At 48.3% G+C, this 17683-nt stretch carries 19 protein-coding genes; 1 reads left to right on the forward strand and 18 read right to left on the reverse strand.

All coding sequences use genetic code 11. The annotated features are described in order from the left end of the window. Window positions 1-21 precede the first annotated feature (21 nt). The 6 genes from LI114_RS09090 to LI114_RS09115 form a co-directional block, all read right to left on the reverse strand. Complete coding sequence (locus tag LI114_RS09090) at window positions 22-708, reverse strand: hypothetical protein (RefSeq protein ID WP_227220409.1); 687 nt, start codon at window positions 706-708, stop codon at window positions 22-24. A gap of 4 nt (window positions 709-712) precedes the next feature. After that, window positions 713-1639, reverse strand: coding sequence for a fibronectin type III domain-containing protein (locus tag LI114_RS14310; RefSeq protein WP_227220410.1), 927 nt, complete (start codon window positions 1637-1639; stop codon window positions 713-715). Between the two features lie 107 nt (window positions 1640-1746). After that, complete coding sequence (gene clpX / locus LI114_RS09100) at window positions 1747-3024, reverse strand: ATP-dependent Clp protease ATP-binding subunit ClpX (protein WP_319638301.1); 1278 nt, start codon at window positions 3022-3024, stop codon at window positions 1747-1749. A 19-nt stretch (window positions 3025-3043) separates the two neighbouring features. Then, a complete protein-coding gene (gene clpP, locus LI114_RS09105) occupies window positions 3044-3634 on the reverse strand; it encodes an ATP-dependent Clp endopeptidase proteolytic subunit ClpP (RefSeq protein ID WP_022126932.1) in 591 nt (196 codons plus the stop codon). A 116-nt stretch (window positions 3635-3750) separates the two neighbouring features. Next, window positions 3751-5031 carry a trigger factor gene (tig, locus tag LI114_RS09110; protein ID WP_227220412.1) on the reverse strand — a complete coding sequence of 427 codons (1281 nt, stop codon included), beginning with the start codon at window positions 5029-5031 and terminating at the stop codon, window positions 3751-3753. A gap of 79 nt (window positions 5032-5110) precedes the next feature. Continuing rightward, window positions 5111-5821 carry a metallophosphoesterase gene (locus LI114_RS09115; RefSeq protein ID WP_022126930.1) on the reverse strand — a complete coding sequence of 237 codons (711 nt, stop codon included), beginning with the start codon at window positions 5819-5821 and terminating at the stop codon, window positions 5111-5113. Window positions 5822-5925: 104 nt separating this feature from the next. On the opposite strand from LI114_RS09115, the gene LI114_RS09120 reads away from it, so the two are divergent. Then, window positions 5926-6084, forward strand: coding sequence for a DUF1540 domain-containing protein (locus LI114_RS09120; RefSeq protein ID WP_022126929.1), 159 nt, complete (start codon window positions 5926-5928; stop codon window positions 6082-6084). A 34-nt stretch (window positions 6085-6118) separates the two neighbouring features. Here the strand turns inward: LI114_RS09120 and thrC are convergent, their stop codons facing one another. The 12 genes from thrC to LI114_RS09180 all read right to left on the reverse strand — a co-directional run bounded on the left by thrC (window position 6119) and on the right by LI114_RS09180 (window position 17676). Further along, a complete protein-coding gene (gene thrC / locus LI114_RS09125; protein WP_022126928.1) occupies window positions 6119-7609 on the reverse strand; it encodes a threonine synthase in 1491 nt (496 codons plus the stop codon). A 35-nt stretch (window positions 7610-7644) separates the two neighbouring features. Continuing rightward, window positions 7645-8031, reverse strand: a complete 387-nt coding sequence (locus tag LI114_RS09130) for a YraN family protein (RefSeq protein ID WP_177444212.1) — start codon at window positions 8029-8031, stop codon at window positions 7645-7647. Continuing rightward, on the reverse strand, window positions 8006-8620 hold the full coding sequence (locus tag LI114_RS09135) for a ribonuclease HII (RefSeq protein ID WP_022126926.1): 615 nt from the start codon (window positions 8618-8620) through the stop codon (window positions 8006-8008). Before LI114_RS09135 ends, LI114_RS09130 begins: the two co-directional genes overlap by 26 nt. A 2-nt stretch (window positions 8621-8622) precedes the next feature. After that, on the reverse strand, window positions 8623-9522 hold the full coding sequence (gene ylqF, locus LI114_RS09140) for a ribosome biogenesis GTPase YlqF (protein ID WP_022126925.1): 900 nt from the start codon (window positions 9520-9522) through the stop codon (window positions 8623-8625). Between the two features lie 31 nt (window positions 9523-9553). After that, window positions 9554-10180, reverse strand: coding sequence for a signal peptidase I (gene lepB, locus LI114_RS09145; RefSeq protein WP_227220413.1), 627 nt, complete (start codon window positions 10178-10180; stop codon window positions 9554-9556). A gap of 216 nt (window positions 10181-10396) precedes the next feature. Next, window positions 10397-10744 (reverse strand): 50S ribosomal protein L19, encoded by a 348-nt coding sequence (gene rplS / locus LI114_RS09150; RefSeq protein WP_022126923.1) that lies wholly within the window; start codon window positions 10742-10744, stop codon window positions 10397-10399. Between the two features lie 212 nt (window positions 10745-10956). After that, a complete protein-coding gene (locus LI114_RS09155) occupies window positions 10957-11667 on the reverse strand; it encodes a TIGR03936 family radical SAM-associated protein (RefSeq protein ID WP_227220414.1) in 711 nt (236 codons plus the stop codon). Then, a complete protein-coding gene (locus LI114_RS09160) occupies window positions 11633-13507 on the reverse strand; it encodes a TIGR03960 family B12-binding radical SAM protein (RefSeq protein WP_227220415.1) in 1875 nt (624 codons plus the stop codon). The genes LI114_RS09155 and LI114_RS09160 overlap by 35 nt, the downstream gene beginning before the upstream one ends. 161 nt (window positions 13508-13668) lie before the next feature. Further along, on the reverse strand, window positions 13669-15942 hold the full coding sequence (locus LI114_RS09165) for an ABC transporter permease (protein WP_264468264.1): 2274 nt from the start codon (window positions 15940-15942) through the stop codon (window positions 13669-13671). A 16-nt stretch (window positions 15943-15958) separates the two neighbouring features. Further along, window positions 15959-16657: an ABC transporter ATP-binding protein gene (locus tag LI114_RS09170; protein ID WP_227220432.1), complete on the reverse strand. Its 699-nt coding sequence runs from the start codon at window positions 16655-16657 to the stop codon at window positions 15959-15961. A gap of 88 nt (window positions 16658-16745) precedes the next feature. Continuing rightward, complete coding sequence (locus tag LI114_RS09175; RefSeq protein ID WP_227220416.1) at window positions 16746-16976, reverse strand: FeoB-associated Cys-rich membrane protein; 231 nt, start codon at window positions 16974-16976, stop codon at window positions 16746-16748. A 292-nt stretch (window positions 16977-17268) separates the two neighbouring features. Beyond that, on the reverse strand, window positions 17269-17676 hold the full coding sequence (locus tag LI114_RS09180; protein WP_227220417.1) for a flavodoxin: 408 nt from the start codon (window positions 17674-17676) through the stop codon (window positions 17269-17271). Window positions 17677-17683 lie beyond the last annotated feature (7 nt).

Genomic DNA, 17683 nt, shown 5'->3' on the forward strand with positions numbered 1-17683 from the left:
GCTTGCCCCTCGGACGAATACTTATTTGTAACCCATCTGCAAAAACAGCACCTTGCCCGCAGCGGGGTCTATCACCGCTGCTGAGAGTAACGGGTCATTGCCGCGCACATCGTGAGTCAGGATGTAGAGCATGGCGGAGCTTTCGCTGTTGTAATACTTCTTCCAGCTTTCGTCCAGACGAAGCGTTATCTTCTCGCCGCCTATCTCAGCGCCGTTTTTGAACTTCCTCAGCGGTACAGCGTGCTTTGCTTTTTTCGCAAGCTGCGCCTCATACGCTTCCGCATTTTCGCGCGCAGTAGTAAAGCTCACGCTGTAATAGCCTATGTGTTTGCCTACGCTTGCCGAATATTCAAATTTCAGCTCCTGCATATCGTCAGCGTAATCGGGCAGCCCGCTCGGTTCTTTGACATTGTTGTAAAGTCCTATGTAGCCGCGCTGCAATTTGTATCTTGCGACGCTTGCAGAGTGCAGATACAGCGGCGGTATCGTGAAGATAAGAACATACATCAGAATGACGAAGCAGGTCAGCCATATCGAGAGGTGCTCTTTTCGGCGCACCATGACCATAGCCATGATGACGGAGTAGATAGTTGTAGCGATGAATTGCAGGCTGTACGTTGCCGCGAAAAGGGCAACGCCGAGAACTGCCGCAAAGATGAGTATTTTCACTGCCCATTTATCCCACCATCTGACTAATTTATCCTGCATAGATTCACTTCTTTGTCTTGAAATTCAGCGTGCGCGAGAACTCACCGTACTGCCGCACGCCGTCTGAGTCGGTGAAGAAAGCGCGAACTTTTACCTTATAGCTCGTCGCCTTTTTCAGACCCGTTATCTTGTATTTGCTGCCTTTGGCGAGTGTCTTTACGCGCTTCCAATTCGCGCCGTGCCTGATGTATACCTCGTACCCGCTGCAATCCTCGGCTTTCCACGAAACGGTAGCCGTGCTCTTTTTCGCATCCGCGCTGATGAGCTTTACCGACTTCGGCTTAGTGACTGCCGTGCAGGAGGCGTTTTTGCCCGACACTACCTTGCCCGACTGCCGCACATACGCCCCAACGCGGAATTTATACTTGCCCGGTTTCAGCCCTGCTATCTTGTAAGACGAGCCGCTCTTGACGGTCGCGACCTTGCGCCATTTGCCGCCGCTGTACATATAAACGCGGTAGCCGTCGGCGTAAAGCACCTTGCTCCAGCTCAGCTTTACCGAGTTGACCTGCGAAGCGTAACCGAGATCTTTCGGAGCGCGAAGGATATTTTTATCGACGTAGGTGTCTTTATAGACGTATCCGCAGCGCATGCAGGTATGCTTTGAGTAGCCGTTGTGGAGAAAGTCGGGCTGCACCTGCTTAGTGGCGAACTTATGCCCAAGCCTGTTGAGCTTGACGCTTTCGACCTCGCCGCAAATGGCGCAGCTTCGCGTTTTTGCGCCGTCCTTAGTGCAGGTAGGCTTTTTGACGAAATGCCAGCTGCCAAACCTATGCCGGCAGATATTCTCATCAGCAGTTTCCGTCACGCCGATCGCTTCATCTATATATCCGCTCTCAGCCACGCCGTAAGCCTCTGCGCCGAGCTGCGAGGTCAGCATAATGCAGGTTGTGACAACTGAGCAAATGATAGTTTTTGCATTTTTATGCACTTTCACCACTCCGAAATATAATTTTAATACTATATTTTATTATACATCATATTTGCACAATTGTCAAGAAAAAAATCTGCCCGAAAATCGAGCAGATCTTTTGTACATTATTTTGCTTCAAGTCTGGGCGAATCCTCCGAGCGGGTGATCTGCGGGGGCTCTTCGCCTTTTACCGTCTTGTCAGTGATGACAACTTTTGTTATCTGCTTATCAGACGGCGCTTCAAACATTATCTTCGTCAGCGCGTTTTCTACGATAGCGCGCAGTCCGCGAGCGCCTGTTTTCTGGCCGATAGCCATTTTCGCGATCTCCAGCTTAGCCTCATCGGTGATCTCAAACTCTATTCCGTCAAGCTTGAAGAGCTTTGTGTACTGCTTTATCAGCGAGTTTTTCGGCTCGGTCAGTATTCTGCAAAGCGCGTTTTCGTCCAGCTCATCAAGCACGGTGATAACGGGCAGTCTGCCGACCAGCTCAGGCACTATCCCGTACTTCACGAGGTCGTGCGGAACTACCTTTTTCATAATGTTGTGCTCTTCGTCCTTTTTGGAAACGTTAGCGCCGAAGCCCATGGAGGAAGAATCGGTGCGCTTTTTGATAACTGCTTCCAGTCCCTCGAATGCGCCGCCGCAGATGAAGAGTATATTCTTCGTATCTATCTGGATAAATTCCTGATGCGGGTGTTTTCTGCCGCCCTGCGGAGGAACGTTTGAAACCGTGCCCTCTACTATCTTGAGCAGAGCCTGCTGAACGCCCTCGCCGCTTACATCGCGGGTAATAGATGTGTTTTCCGACTTGCGGGAGATCTTGTCGATCTCGTCGATGTAGATTATTCCCTTTTCCGCCGCTTCAACGTCGTAATCTGCTGCCTGGATAAGGCGCGTCAGAACGTTTTCAACGTCGTCACCGACATAGCCCGCCTCAGTAAGAGTAGTAGCATCTGCTATCGCGAAAGGAACGTTTAGCAGCTTTGCGAGCGTCTGCGCAAGCAGCGTTTTGCCTGTACCGGTAGGACCTAGAAGCAGCACATTGCTCTTTTGCAGCTCTACGTCTTCCTCATCATCTTCGCCGTGCTCTTCGAGCGAGAGTATGCGCTTATAATGATTATAAACCGCTACTGCCAGCGAGATCTTAGCCTGATCCTGTCCGATGATGTATTCGTCGAGCACCGCTTTGATCTCTGCGGGGGTGTGGAGCTGTACGCCGCCGTCGTCTGCAAATTCAGCAGTTATATCGTTATTTTTCATCTCAAGCTGCTTGTTCAGCAGATTATAGCAAAGTACAACGCACTCGTCGCAGATGTGGTTGTTATCAGAAGAAAAGATATACTGCACCTTAGTTTCGGGCTTTCCGCAGAAGCTGCATCTTTTGATATTATCGTTCGCCATTTTTATCAATCCTTAAAAATTATCTGTGAGCGATCACCTTGTCGATAAGTCCGTAATCAGCAGCCTGCTGCGCGGAAAGGTAATTATCACGCTCGGTATCGATATTTATCTGCTCGATGGGCTTGCCGGTATTTTCAGCAAGTATACGATTCAGATTTTCTCTTGTTCTCACCATATGGTCAGAAGCTATCTTTATATCTGTGCACTGACCCGATATGCCGCCGCCGCTGATGAGGGGCTGGTGTATCATGATCTCGCTGTTAGGCAGAGCAAAGCGCTTGCCCTTTGCGCCGCTTGAAAGCAGGAACGCGCCCATAGAAGCAGCCATGCCTATACAAATTGTCGAAACGTCGCACTTGATATACTGCATGGTATCATATATTGCCATACCGGCTGTGATAACTCCTCCGGGGCTGTCGATATACAGATCAATATCCTTTTCGGGGTCTTGTCCCTCAAGATAAAGAAGCTGAGCTATTACCACGCTTGCCGTAGCGTTGTCGATCTGGTCGCAGAGCATTATTATTCTGTCATTGAGCAGGCGCGAGTAAATATCGTAGCTGCGCTCTCCTCTTCCCGTCTGTTCTACTACGTAAGGTACCAATGCCATAAAACTACCTCCTAAAATGGGTCTTTTTAAAGATACGGTCGAAATTTGACGTATCCTTTCGCTAATACACATTTCGCCCGCGAATACAGGCGGGCGAAATTTAGTATAAACTGTTATTACTTGATAACTGCCGAATCCTTGATAAGGTCTACCGCCTTGCTTACTGCAACGTCAAGCTTTACGCCGTCTTCGGGAAGTACAGCCTTTACCTGATCTATCTCGATATTGTAAGCTTCTGCAATTCTCTTGTACTCTGCGTCGATCTCATCAGCAGTAGGCTCGATGTTCTCGATCTCTGCGATCTTTTCGAGAGCCAGTCTGAGGTCTACCTGCTTCTTAGCCTGCTCCTCATACATCTTCTTAGCGTCGTCAAGGCTCTGACCGGTGTACTGGAAGTACTGCTGGAGGGTTATGCCCTGAGGTGCGAGGCGCTGCGAAAGCTCCTGAAGCATCTCGTTGATGCGGTTATCGTACATTACCTGAGGAACTTCAGCCTGCATCTTCTCAACTACTGCGTCGAAGAGCTTGCCTTCAACTTCGTTTTCAGCAGCCTTTTCAGCGGCTTCTTCCATGCTCTTTCTGATGTCAGCCTTGTACTCGTCAACGGTATCGAACTCGGTGGAATCCTTTACGAGGTCGTCGTCAAGCGCAGGAACTTCCTTGTACTGGATCTCGTTGAGCTTGATCTTGAATACTGCGGGAGCGCCCTTAAGCTCTTCTACCTGATACTCGTCGGGGAAAGTAACGTCGATGTCGAACTCTTCGCCTGCGTTGTGACCAACGATCTGATCCTCAAAGCCGGGAATGAACTGACCGCTGCCGAGCTCGAGAACGAAGCCCTCAGCCTTGCCGCCATCAAAAGCAACGCCATCTTTGAAGCCCTCGAAGTCGATGTTTACGAAGTCGCCGTTCTGAGCAGCTCTGTCGTCAACAGTTATCATTCTTGCGTTCTTCTCGCAGATGGAATTAGCTCTGTTGTCAACGTCCTCGTCACTTACAGCATTGACGATCTTTTCTACTTCTATACCCTTATAGTCAGAAACAGTTACCTCAGGCTTGGTGATGCAGGTAGCCTTGAGGGTAACGCCGTTTTCCTTGCTTACAGCGGTAACTTCTGCGTCGGGGCGAGCAACAAGCTCAAGCTTAGCCTCAGCAACTGCGGAGTCGATAGCCTCGCCGGCGATGTCGTTTACTGCGTCCTCATAGAATACGTTTTCGCCGTACTCTTTCTCGATAAGCTTGCGGGGAGCTTTGCCCTTGCGGAAACCGGGGATGGAGATATTCTTCTTGGCTTTCTGATACGCTGCCTGAACAGCCGCTTCAAAATCTTCAGCCGAAATCTCTATCTCAAGCTCATACTTATTCGTTTCGACATTATTTACTGCCTTTAAACTCATTTTAAATTCCTCCGTTAAAATATTATAATAACTTATTTATTATAGCATACTTTTTTATAGATTTCTAGTGGTTTTCATACTATTCGGCGCTTTGTACAAATTCGGTTATGTCCATTGGTACAAATTGTAGATAATCACTTGAAATCAGGTGATAATTTATGCCTTGGTACTCGCCTTTTACAGCGCAGGCGTGGCCTTTTTTGCCGTGGATATGTCCGTAGAAACATTCTTTTATATCGTGCTTGTGCAAAACCTCCATTATCTCCTCGTTCACGCCCGTAAGGTAAACTGGCGGATAATGCAGAAACACGAGCGGCTTATACCCCGCTTTTTCCGCTGCGGAGATAGAAAGTTCAAGCCGTACAGCCTCGCGCATGAGCACTTTTTTATCAGCAGGCTCGCCGTTATCATTTATCCAGCCGCGCGTACCGCAAATGCCGCGGTCGCCGAAAGGATAGAAATTATTGTGCAGGAGTTTTACGCGTTCGATGCCGTTTGCCTTAAAAAAATTTTCCGTTTTTGTTATTGTGCTCCACCAGTAATCGTGATTGCCTTTGAGCATTATTTTTTCGCCAGGCAGCGAGGCAAGAAATCTGAAATCCTCCAGAGTATCTTCAAGCTTGGTCGCCCACGAAAAATCGCCCGGCAGGACTACCGTATCGCCGTCTTTGACTTTCGCCTGCCAGTTAGTACGGATCCTATTCATGTAATCGTCCCAGCCGCCAAATATATCCATAGGCTTATTTACCGAAACGGACAAATGCAGATCTGCAATAACAAACAGCGACAAATCAAAAACCTCCGTTCTCCGACGTATATTTTTCGCAGCGTCGGATATAATATTTTTACGCCGAACAAGCGGCATACTACAAAAGATCAAAGGAGCGAACTAAAATGGAAAACAGTATCAGAGGTATCCACTGCAACGTTGAGAATTGTATTCACAACAAGAACGCCTGCGAATGTACCGCCGATAAGATCGACGTAAGCTGCACCTGCTCTAAGCCCGACTGCTGCGATGAAACAGAGTGCAAAACTTTCAAGAGCAGATAAGCTTCATGCGTCCGCAAGAGCGGGCGCGTACATATCAGATGCCGAGCGCAGAGAAAACGTAATCCTTCATCTCAGTCTTATCAATGACCTTAGTAAATCTTACGTCCTTATCTTTAAGAGCCGCGAGCGAAGCAGGAACAGCCAATCCCGATACTTCGGCGAGCTTATCTACAAGCTCAAATTCAGAAGCTTCGGTATTCTCGCCGAGAGCGGAGAGTACAGAGCCGGAGAACTTATAGGGGCTTGCGGTGGAAGCGATGATGGTCTTAGTCTGATCGCCGGTAGCAGCCTTGTAATCCTCATATACCTTTACTGCAACAGCCGTGTGGGTATCGCAGGTATAGGAATATTTGTCATATATCTTCTTGATGGTAGCCTTGGTTTCTTCATCGCTGCAGCAGCCTGCCGAGAATTCCTCGAAGAGTATCTTCTTGACGTCGTCGGAAACTTCATATCTGCCCTCGGAAGCAAGCTTGCCGAACCACTCTCTGATAAGCGCGTCGTTCTCGCCGCTGAGCATATAGAGCAGTCTTTCGAGGTTAGAAGAGATAAGAATATCCATAGAGGGAGAGATAGTAGCGTGGAAATCTCTGTTTCTGTCGTAGATACCTGTTTTTAAGAAGTCGGTAAGAACGTTGTTTGCGTTGGAAGCGCAGATGAGCTTGTTTACGGGAACGCCCATGTGCTTAGCGTAGTAACCTGCGAGGATATTACCGAAGTTGCCGGTAGGAACTACTATATTTATCTTTTCGCCCTCGCTGATCTCGCCGTCTGCAAGAAGCTGAGCGTAGGAAGAGATGTAGTAGATGATCTGCGGCGCAAGTCTGCCCCAGTTGATGGAGTTTGCGGAGGAGAACATCATGCCGTTCTTTTCAAGCTCCTCAGCTATCTCGCGGTTGGTGAATATAGCCTTTACGCCGTTCTGAGCGTCGTCGAAGTTGCCCTTTATAGCGCAAACGCCCACGTTGTCGCCTTCCTGAGTGGTCATCTGCTTTTTCTGCATTGCAGACACGCCGTCCTCGGGGTAGAATACCATTATAGATGTGCCGGGCACGTTCTTGAAGCCCTCGAGAGCAGCCTTGCCGGTATCGCCCGAAGTAGCAACGAGGATAACCACCTTTTTATCAGAATGGAGCTTCTTGGTAGAAGTCGTAAGCAGGTAAGGCAGTATCTGGAGCGCCATATCTTTGAAAGCGCAGGTAGGGCCGTGCCAAAGCTCGAGCATATATGTACCGTCGAAAAGGTGCGCAAGCTCGGCTATATTATCGGTATCGAAAGCCTTAGTATTGTAGGCGTTGTCTACGCAGTAAGCTATCTCAGCCTCGGTAAAATCGGTAAGGAACTTGCCGAATACGAATTTTGCGCGCGCACGGTAATCCTGCTCGCCCAGTTTTTTCAGATCTTCCATGCTGATAGAGGGTATCTCTTCGGGAACGAAAAGTCCGCCGTCTACCGAAATGCCCTGTGCTATCGCCTGTGCCGAGGAAACTTTTACCTCGCTGTTTCTGGTGCTCTTGTAATACATAAAAATTCACCCTTCTGATAAAATTTTTTGCTTTTTCACGCGCCGCTCACGTCGAATGCTGCAACGTAATACCGCACATGTTTGACTTTCTTATTTTCCATTACGACCGCAGCCACGTCAAAGCGGCATATCGCTTCGCCGTACTTTTGCTTATAGCCGCGGTAATATATCTCGGCAGTCTTTATCAAAAAGCGCCTTTTTGCGGGCGTAACTGCCTTTTCAGCCGAAACTACGGCGTGCTCATCGCGCGATTTCACTTCTACGAAAGCGAGCCTGCCGTTTTTTCGGGCTATAATATCTATCTCACCGCCGCGAACGGTAAAGTTGCGCGCCATTATCTCGTAACCGTTTTTCTCGAGGAACGCCGCGACCGCGTTTTCGCCGATGTCGCCTATCTCACGGTTCGTCATTTTTTGCTGCATAATACTTTTTCAAAAATGACATACGGTGTATCTCGCACGGGCCGTACTCGTCGAGCGCCTGATAATGCGCCTTGGTGCCGTAGCCCTTATGCTTTTCAAACGAATACTGCGGATATTTCAGCGCCATCTCTTTCATATAGCGGTCACGCGCTACCTTTGCGAGTATCGAAGCCGCCGCTATAGATTGGCTCTTGGCGTCGCCCTTTATGACGAACTGTACGGGGCAGCTAAGCTGCGGGGTCTTGTTGCCGTCGGCAAGCGCCATATCGGGCGTTACGCCTAAGGATTCCGCCGCACGCTTCATCGCGAGCATAGCGCAGTTTAAAATATTGAGCTGCTCTATCTCCTCTACGGAAGCCGTCTTTATCGACCAGTAAAGCGCCTTTTCCTTTATCTCGTCAAAAAGCTTTTCGCGCTTTTTTTCGGTAAGCTTTTTGCTGTCGTTTATGCCTTCTATAACAGTATCGGGGGCAAGTATCACAGCCGCCGCGAAAACGTCGCCCGCGAGAGGGCCTCTTCCCGCCTCGTCCATTCCGCAAAGCAGCGGGTATTCGCCGTAATACTGCATATCAAATTCGTGCAGATCCATATTCACACACTTCCCTGCGGTCTTTCAAGCGAGATCCTGCCTAGTTTGCCCGCACGGAATTCGTCCAGTACAGCCGCCGCCGCGCGCTCGGTATTTATTTCGCCGCCCGATATGAGGAAGCCGCGTTTTCTTCCTATGCGTTCCAGCAGCTCAAAGCCTTTCAAACAGCCCGCCGTCATATCGTCGTTTTCGGGCAGGTCTTCGAGCGAGATATTATATCTGCCGACAAGCATTTCGGGGTACTCTTCGCAAAGCAGCTCAAGCAGGCGGCAGGCGAGGTACTCGGTATCTAAGATATTATCCTTAACCGCGCCGGTGAAAGCAAGCCTTTCGCCGACGGTCTTATCCTCAAACTTCGGCCAGAGAACGCCGGGCATATCAAGCAGCTCGGTATTGTCATCGAGAGTTACCCACTGTTTTCCGCGGGTAACGCCCGGACGATCCTCTACCTTAGCGCGTTTAGAGCCGGCAAGGCGGTTGATGAAAGAAGATTTGCCGACATTCGGTATACCGACTATCATCATGCGGATAGGTCTGCCGTGCATACCCTTTGCTTCCCAGGTCTTTACCTGTTCAGCCATAAGCTCTTTTAGCGCCGACTTGAATTTGTTTATATTCTTTCCGCTGCGGCAGTCGGTAGCCACGGCGGTGATGCCTTTTTTCTTATAGTAGTCGATCCACTGAGATGTTACAGCTTCGTCAGCCGAGTCGGCTTTGTTGAGCAGAAGCAGGCGGGGCTTTGAGCCTACCAGCCTATCCATCTCGGGGTTTCGGCTGGAGTATGGGATACGCGCGTCGGTTATCTCGACTACAACGTCTACCAGCTTTAGATTAGACTGCATGATACGGCGGGTTTTCGCCATATGTCCGGGAAACCACTGCACTTTTGTAGTATCACCCATTTTCTCAGCCTCCTTTCAGATAACAAGATCTTCAGCTAAGCTTTCCGAACTGATCGAACGGATAAAACCTCAGAACAGCCTTGCCGAGAACATATTTAGTATTTATAAATCCTACGCCCTCATCTCTGCTGTCGCGCGAATCGTTTCTGTTATCGCCAAGCGCAAAGATGCAGTTTTTAGGAACGTGATATTCGTATGAAGTTTCGGAAACTTTGTATTCCTGATCGAACGAAAATTTATCGAGCATAGCTTCGCCCAGGTAGCTTTCGTCGAGCTTCTCGCCGTTTACGGTGACGGTATTGGTGTCATAATCTATCACGACGGTATCGCCCGCGACGCCTATGCAGCGCTTGATTATCGTCTTATTGAGCTGAGGGCTGTTCGCAACTATTATATCGCCGCGCTCGGGCGTGTAATTGAAGTGCGTGAGTATCAGCCGCTGCTGATCGTACAAAGTAGGGTTCATAGAGCTGCCGTCTACCACAACTGTGCGGAAGAGGAAGATAAACACTAGCAGCACGATGAATATTGCAAATACGAATGACTCTATCCAATCGAGCGCCTCATCGAGCGGCGAGGGCTTCTTTTTTTCATTATCACGTTCGGGCTTTGCTTTTTCGGCAGCGCCCTTCTTTGACAGATCGTTTGTTTCGTTCATAATATATTCTGCCTCTTTTTCAGCGTTATTATGATCAAAGTTTATCGTTATAGTACGTTAAATTAAAATCATACAAATTTATTATAACAAAAAAACGTCATGATTGCAAGCGCAAACGCAATATTTTCTGCCCTATGCTGCGCCATTCACAAAAAATTTACTTTTGCAGGCAACAAAAAAAGAGCCGCAAAAACGACTCTTTTCTCATTAAGGTAATTACTTGATAGCTTCCTTGACCTTAGCAGCCTTACCAACTCTGTCGCGCAGATAGTAAAGCTTAGCACGGCGAACCTTACCGTATCTTACGATCTCTACCTTCTCAACAACGGGAGAATGTACAGGGAATACTCTTTCGATACCGCAGCCGTGAGCAACTCTTCTTACAGTAAAGGTCTCGCTGATACCGCCATGCTTCTTAGCGATAACAGTACCCTCGAAGATCTGGATTCTAGAGGGCTTGTCGCCTTCCTTGATCCTTACATGTACCTTTACTACGTCACCGATGTTTACCTCGGGGATCTCTTTCTTCATGCTGTCCTGAGCAATAAGTTTTAAAGCGTCCACTTTAAATACCTCCTAAAAATTTTCAGACATTCATACGTTCTATTGCGCTATCTCCTGATATGCGCAGAGCCAGAGGACTGCCCGCTTTAATGTCATTGGCTGCGAACGAATTTCCGCAGCGCGGCATTAACTCTCGTCGCTTTATGCAAAACCGACGGATAATCAAATGCTTATATATTATACCACATTTTCGCACCGATTGCAATAGTGACTTATATAAATTCCTCACCATTTTTGCATAGTATTTTTGTGCGTTTTGTATATATCCGCAATATTTTCGCTCCCGCAAATTCGCAGAAAGCGTCTACCAGCACGCCTGTATTGAGATTAAGCTCAGTGCCCGCGGGCAGGGTCAGCTTTATATAGAGTCTGCCGTCTTTTACGGAGCTCTCGAGCATATTGACGTGCGGCTTTATATCTACGGTCTTGAAGCCGGCTTTTCTGCCTTTTTTCGGCTTTTGGCGCTTCTGTATCTCTATCACGTCGCGCGAAACGAACTGCTCAAAAAGCTCCAGCGCTTTTTCGGCGGGTATGTCGAAGCCTATACTTATCTCGTACTCGGCGCGCGCTATCTCGATATGCTTCATGACGGGCGCTGCCGCCTTGACGAAATACAGTCCCTCGGGCATAGAGCTGTTGAGCTGTTTTAACAGACGTTCGCAGTCCCAATCCTCGGTAAGCGCGATGTCGAGCACTTCGACTTCGCTCTCAGTACCGAGCGGCAGGGCGAGGGGAAACATCAGATACGAGTGCGGATTGAAGCCCTGCGTATACCATATCGGCACGCCCGCGCGCTTTATCGCCCTCTGCATGGCGCGCATGAGGTCGAGGTGAGAGATGTAGCGCGCTCTTCCCTTTTTAGCGAACGTCAGGCGGTAATCCCAGCGTTCAATTTGCAGGCTCTGATTTTTTGGCTGCGCCACAGTAAACACCTCCGTACTCTTTAGTGATCCCGCAGCCGCTGCAGCCCTCGCAGCAGTTGCGCGTTGTCTGCGCCATGTGCGCTTTTTTGTTTTCGCGTATGAAGAACCGGCGCGACACAAGATAATCGAGGTGCGACCAAGGCATCACCTCTTCGTAACTGCGGCGGCGGTTAGCGTAGAAAACCTTATCCACGCCGCACTCTTCAAACGCTTCGTCCCAAAGCTCGGGGCGGAAATGCTCGTCCCAGCTATCGAGGGTACAGCCTTTTTTCCATGCGGTGTAGATGACCTTGCCGACTCTTCTGTCGCCCCTTGCGAGAACGGCTTCGAGTATGGAAACGGGCTGATGGTGGTAGCTGAAACGTATCTTTTTGGATTTTATCGTATCGAGTATCAGCTTTTGCTTTCTATTGATGTCCTCGGGAAGTGCCTGCGGCTCAAATTCAAATGGCGTGAAAGGCTTCGGCACGAAAGTCGCGGTGGAGAGCGATACCTGTATAGAGCTTGCGCGCTGTTCTTTCGGAACCTCGTAATACAGATCTACCACGCGCTGAGCAAGCTCGGCTATACCGCGCACGTCATCGTCAGTTTCTTCCGGCAGACCAAGCATGAAGTAGAGCTTTACCGTGCCGTAGCCCGCTTCAAAAGCCATGCGGCAGGTGTGCATTATCTCGTCCTCGGTGATGTTCTTGTTTATTACATCGCGCAGGCGCTGAGTACCCGCTTCGGGAGCGAAAGTCAGACCGCTCTTGCGGACGGAGGCTATCTTTTCAAGCAGCTCTTCGCTGAAATTATCTATACGCAGCGAGGGCAGCGAGAGATTTATATTTTCCTTATCGGTATAATCCGCGAGGGTGGAGAGCAGCTTTTCTATCTGAGTGTAATCGCTGGTGGAAAGCGAGGAGAGGGACACCTGCTCGTAACCCGTCTGCTCGCAAAGGCACTTGGTCTCTTTCTCGATAGTGTCGATATTTTTTTCGCGGAACGGGCGATAAATAAAGCCCGCCTGACAAAAACGGCAGCCGCGTATACAGCCGCGCAGTACCTCTACCACCGCTCTGTCATGCACGATGGAAGTAAACGGCACAACGAAGCTATCGGGGTAATAGACCTTATCGAAGTCCTTTACAACTCGCTTTTTGATACGCGCGGGGGCGTTATCGGTATTCGGCTTTATCTCGCTGACAGTGCCGTCCTCGTTATAGGAAACATCGTAAAACTGCGGAACGTAAACGCCCTCTATCTTAGCCGCTTCGCGCAGAAATTCAAGTTTTGTGGGGTGAGAGGGCTTCATTTTTTCGTACAGCTCAAGCAGCTCTACGTTTACCTCCTCGCCCTCGCCGAGAATGAACATATCAAAGAAATCAGCCATAGGTTCGGGATTGCAGACGCATGGCCCGCCGCCGACAACTATCGGGGCAAGGTCGGTACGGTCTTTTGCAAACACTGGCAGACCCGCCAGATCGAGCATAGCGAGAACGTTGGTATACGAAAGCTCATATTGAAGCGTGAAGCCGATGAAATCAAAATCGCGGATAGGGTCTAGGCTTTCGAGGGCGTAGAGCGGGATATTATTTTCGCGCATGGTCTGCTCAAAGTCTTTTTCGGGCATGAAAACGCGCTCGCACCACCAGTTTTCACGCCGGTTCTTCAAGCCGTAAAGTATCTTCATACCAAGGTGGCTCATGCCGACATCGTAAACGTCGGGAAAGCAGAAGGCGAAGCGCACATCTACCTTATCTCTATCTTTTACCACGCTGCCCAGCTCGCCGCCGATATAGCGCGCAGGCTTTTGGGTATTGAGCAGAAGCTGCTCTAATTTTTCCTGTATTTCTTTCATATTGCAAATATCCTCTTTCAGAGTTTTTCAGTCTTAAATTTTATTATAGCATAATTGCGTTTATTTGTAAAGTGCCGCGGGGCGCAAAAAGCAAAAGACCCGTGCCTTTTTTAAAAGCGCGAGCCGTTTGCCCAGTAAAAATATGTATGAAAGAAATGGTCTTACTCTACGTTTTTCAATGCTTCGTCGAGGGGTACTTTCTTTACCTTGCTCATGAGCATTACAGCGATGATAATGTATGCAACTATTCCCAGCGCGGGTATCTCAGCGTAGATGTACGATGGAATAACGAAAGGCATATAGCCCGCGTACTCAGAGAACACCACTTTGAAAATATACTTCAGTATTCCGCTTACGGGCGGGATAGTCAGCAGCAGTGAAAGCACTACTACTATCGAGGTGGCGGCAACGTACAGGCTGTTTATCTCGCTGTTATTATAGCCCAGTATCTTTGTCATAGAGATCGACTGAGTGTTTTTCTCGATAATGATCTTCGAGAGCAGGTAGATTATCAGCATGAACATCGCAACGCCTACGAATGTGAAGATGCTCACCATACCGCCCATAGAAAGTATGAGCTGGCGCGAAGTCTTGGTTAGGTCGTCCTCAGTGATGGTGGTCGCGATATACATATCGTCTATATCAGTTATCTCTTCATCGGAGAAATAGCCGTTGAAGTATCCGTCCTCAAGGTCGAATGTGTCGATGAAATCGTTCTGCGTCATGTAGACCGCAATAGAAGCAGGCTCTTTGTAGATACCGTCTATTTTGAAGGTGTACTTCTTATCGCCGTACTCTTCTTTAAGCGTTACCTTGCCTCCTTTTTTTTGCCCATACTTATCGGCAAAGCCCTGAGAGATGTATATACCGCCGTCCCTAACGTCAGCGTCGATATACTTGCTGTCTTTTTTTATGCCGTAAACAGTCGCGGACTCTTCTTTGATCCTGTCGTCGATAGTTTTGAGCGAGCCTGCGCAGTATTTCTCCGCGCCCTCGGTCTCAGTTTCCATCGGCATTTTCAGAATGTACTGGTACTTGCAGGTCATATTGTCGATTATAATATCCTGATAATTCAGAAGCAGGGGCTTCATCGCAAGGCTGAAAAAGATTATTACGTTTGCGAAGAATATACCGATGAAGATAGTGATGTAGTTTGGCATATTCTGGAATATTACTCTTAGGCGGAAACGCTTCATTATGCCTATCTTGGTATTCAGCTTGAACGCTTTTTTCTTCTGCTTTCTCTTTAGATCTCTGCGCAGGAATTTGAGCGGAGAAAGGCTGAGCTTGTTTGCAAGTATAGCAAGGTCGATAAGGAAAAGCAGTATCAGCGGAACTACGGTGGTCTTTACAAAAGCCTCGGCATTCCATATAGTAACGTATGTCGGCAGGCTGTAACTCTGATAATATATATCGGTAACGAAGTCTTTGAGCACGGTATAGCCGAGAATATTGCCGACTATCGCCGCAACTATCATTACGATCATCGGGGCGGTAAGATAATGCCTGATAAGCTCGCCTCGGGTATAGCCCGTAGCGCGGAGCGCCCCTATAACGGTAGCTTCTTTATTTATAGTATTGCTGGTAGTGATAGCGAATACGAACGAGATCATGATGACTACCAAATAGAGGAATACGGTTATCATAGCGCCGTCGCCCTTGATGTCCTCGCCCGCGAAGTGGATAGCGTTGTTGGAATACTGCGGAATGAACTGTTTCAGCGGCGAAACGGCGTTGATGTCTTTCATCACGTTCTCAGCCATATCCTTAGCTTCGCCGTCGTCCTTAGGGGCTTTATCGTATTTCCAGGAGTAGCTGTAATGAAGAGCTGATTCGTCGAAGCTGTCGAAGCCGTCTTCCGTCATTATAGCAACGCAGAATTTCATAGCGTCGAACATCATATCTCCGGGGCTGGAATAAAGAGTACTGTAATCCGAAAGCGCCACCAGACCCGTGATCTTCAGCTTGGTATCGCCGAGAGTGATATTATCGCCTACAGTGAACTTGTTATTATACGCATACATTCTGTCGATAGCTATCTCGTCTTTAGCGGAGGGCAGCCTGCCTTCCATTACGCAAACTTTATCTACATCTTTACGCGGTTTGAAAACGCGGACAGTGCTGTCTACCTCTTTAGTTTCTTCCTCAACGTAAAAGTTTTCATATACCGTGAGCTTTTCTTTGCCGTCCTCTATTTTTGAGATAGTATCGGCGTTGGCTTTTTCCGTAAGCTCGAAGTTGCCGTCCTCGATATTATATTTTTCAAAGCCGTCTTCATATGCCTGCTTCATGCTTCCGCCTGCTACCAACATACCCGAAACGGCGCTTATCATCATAGTGATAAAAAGGAAGATCACTATGTACTTTCCTGCTTCTGATCTAAGTTCGCGCGGGACACGCTTTATGAGCGGATCTTTGATCTTTTTCTTCTTCAATCAAGACACCTCCCAATTACCATTCAAGCTCGGAAGCAGGTATCTTATTTTCGTTAAGATAATTTTTACGGATAGTGCCGTCGCGCAGGGTGATAACGCGGTCTGCCATGTTCTTTATAGCGTCGTTATGCGTTACCATTACGATGGTGTTGCCGTACTCTTTGTTTACGTCCTCGATGAGCTTTAGTATATCTTTAGAGGTGTTGTAATCAAGTGCGCCGGTAGGCTCGTCGCAAAGGAGAATATCGGGGTTTTTAACTATCGCTCTGCCGATAGCAGTTCTTTGCTGCTGACCGCCGCTGAGCTGGTTTGGCAGCTTATGGCGATGCTCATAAAGACCGAGCGTTTTTAGCAGCTCGTCCACATCGAGGGGATCGTCGCTGAGGTAAGCGCCTACTTCTACGTTCTCTTTGATATTGAGATTAGGGATCAGATTATACATCTGGAAAATGTAGCCGAGGTGCTTTCTGCGGTAAAGCGTGAGCGCCTTTTCGTTCATATCGGCAGTTTTTTCGCCGTTGATAGAGATATAGCCGCTGTCAGCGTTATCAATTCCGCCGATTATATTCAGCAGAGTGGATTTGCCCGAACCCGAAGCGCCGAGCAGCACGCAAAACTCGCCTTTTTCAATGCCGATGTCTATACCCTTTAAGACTTCGGTATAGCTGTCACCCTCTCCGAAATGTTTTTTCAAACCGCTGATCTCCAAAAACATCATATTCACCCTTCCTTATTAGTTAGCAATCGCTAACTATGCGGCCGAACAAGCTCTGTCAATTCTTCCCTGCTGATATATGCAGAAATCATCCGCGCAGAGCCTTTGCCTGCATTTTCTTTTTCTTTTTGATCTGCTTTTCGATCTTTTTTATCTTCTTCGCATTTGCGTGGCACATACCCGCGTTAGCGCAGCCTGCGCATTTGCAGCCGCACGAAGACTTTCCCGCGCGCTTATCTTTTACCATCTGCATTATGATAAGCACTACCACAGCAATGAGAATGGCAGCTACAAAAGCTGTACCTAAAACCGTATCCATTATATATACCTCCTCATCCTCAAAAAAAGCGCTGTAAAAGGTTAGCTCTTGCTAACCCTCTGCTATAAGTTTACCACCGCTAACCGATTTTGTCAAGCATTTTTTCACCAAATTTTCATTTTCAGACATATTCACAAAAACGCCGTTTTACAGCATAGCTTTTTGTATATTATACTACAATACTACACGATAGTGAAACAAATCATACGCCAAATAGCAAGGCGCAGACCTGTAAACAGCCTGCGCCTCAGATAAAGTGTATATGGAGTTAAAAATTGTGATAACTCAAAAATCACTTAGCAAGCTTTTCGCCGAGTGCGCGGCAGTTTTCAAGAGCCTCGTCATCGGGAGTTTCGTTAGCGATAAGACCTTCGCCGTCGATCATCTCTGCGCCGGCAGCCTTAGCGCGCTCAACCCAGCTTCTCATCCATTCGCCGTCGCCCCAGCCGTAAGAGCCGAAGAGAGCGATAGTCTTGCCGGAAAGCTTGCCCTCAACGCCTGCGAAGAAAGGCTCAAATTCGCTTTCTTCAAGCTCTTCAGCGCCCATTGCGGGGCAGCCGAAAGCCACTCTGTCGTAATCGTCGATATTGCCTGAAAATTCAGAAACGTTAAAGAGATCTGCTCCTGCTGCTTCTGCGACAGCCTCAGCCATTGCCTGTGTATTGCCCGAACCGCTCCAATAGATAACTGCTGTTTTCATTCTCAAA

The organism is Ruminococcus sp. 210702-SL.1.03, from assembly GCF_020559915.1.
Classification (GTDB): Bacteria; Bacillota; Clostridia; order Oscillospirales; family Ruminococcaceae; genus YE71.

Excerpts from the sequence above, each read along its gene's own strand:
- LI114_RS09090 (WP_227220409.1), bottom strand. The coding sequence starts at position 708 with ATGCAGGATAAATTAGTCAGATGGTGGGATAAATGGGCAGTGAAAATA.
- clpX (WP_319638301.1), bottom strand. The coding sequence starts at position 3,024 with ATGGCGAACGATAATATCAAAAGATGCAGCTTCTGCGGAAAGCCCGAA.
- clpP (WP_022126932.1), bottom strand. The coding sequence starts at position 3,634 with ATGGCATTGGTACCTTACGTAGTAGAACAGACGGGAAGAGGAGAGCGC.
- tig (WP_227220412.1), bottom strand. The coding sequence starts at position 5,031 with ATGAGTTTAAAGGCAGTAAATAATGTCGAAACGAATAAGTATGAGCTT.
- LI114_RS09120 (WP_022126929.1), top strand. The coding sequence starts at position 5,926 with ATGGAAAACAGTATCAGAGGTATCCACTGCAACGTTGAGAATTGTATT.
- thrC (WP_022126928.1), bottom strand. The coding sequence starts at position 7,609 with ATGTATTACAAGAGCACCAGAAACAGCGAGGTAAAAGTTTCCTCGGCA.
- LI114_RS09130 (WP_177444212.1), bottom strand. The coding sequence starts at position 8,031 with ATGCAGCAAAAAATGACGAACCGTGAGATAGGCGACATCGGCGAAAAC.
- LI114_RS09135 (WP_022126926.1), bottom strand. The coding sequence starts at position 8,620 with ATGGATCTGCACGAATTTGATATGCAGTATTACGGCGAATACCCGCTG.
- ylqF (WP_022126925.1), bottom strand. The coding sequence starts at position 9,522 with ATGGGTGATACTACAAAAGTGCAGTGGTTTCCCGGACATATGGCGAAA.
- lepB (WP_227220413.1), bottom strand. The coding sequence starts at position 10,180 with ATGAACGAAACAAACGATCTGTCAAAGAAGGGCGCTGCCGAAAAAGCA.
- LI114_RS09160 (WP_227220415.1), bottom strand. The coding sequence starts at position 13,507 with ATGAAAGAAATACAGGAAAAATTAGAGCAGCTTCTGCTCAATACCCAA.
- LI114_RS09170 (WP_227220432.1), bottom strand. The coding sequence starts at position 16,657 with ATGTTTTTGGAGATCAGCGGTTTGAAAAAACATTTCGGAGAGGGTGAC.
- LI114_RS09175 (WP_227220416.1), bottom strand. The coding sequence starts at position 16,976 with ATGGATACGGTTTTAGGTACAGCTTTTGTAGCTGCCATTCTCATTGCT.
- LI114_RS09180 (WP_227220417.1), bottom strand. The coding sequence starts at position 17,676 with ATGAAAACAGCAGTTATCTATTGGAGCGGTTCGGGCAATACACAGGCA.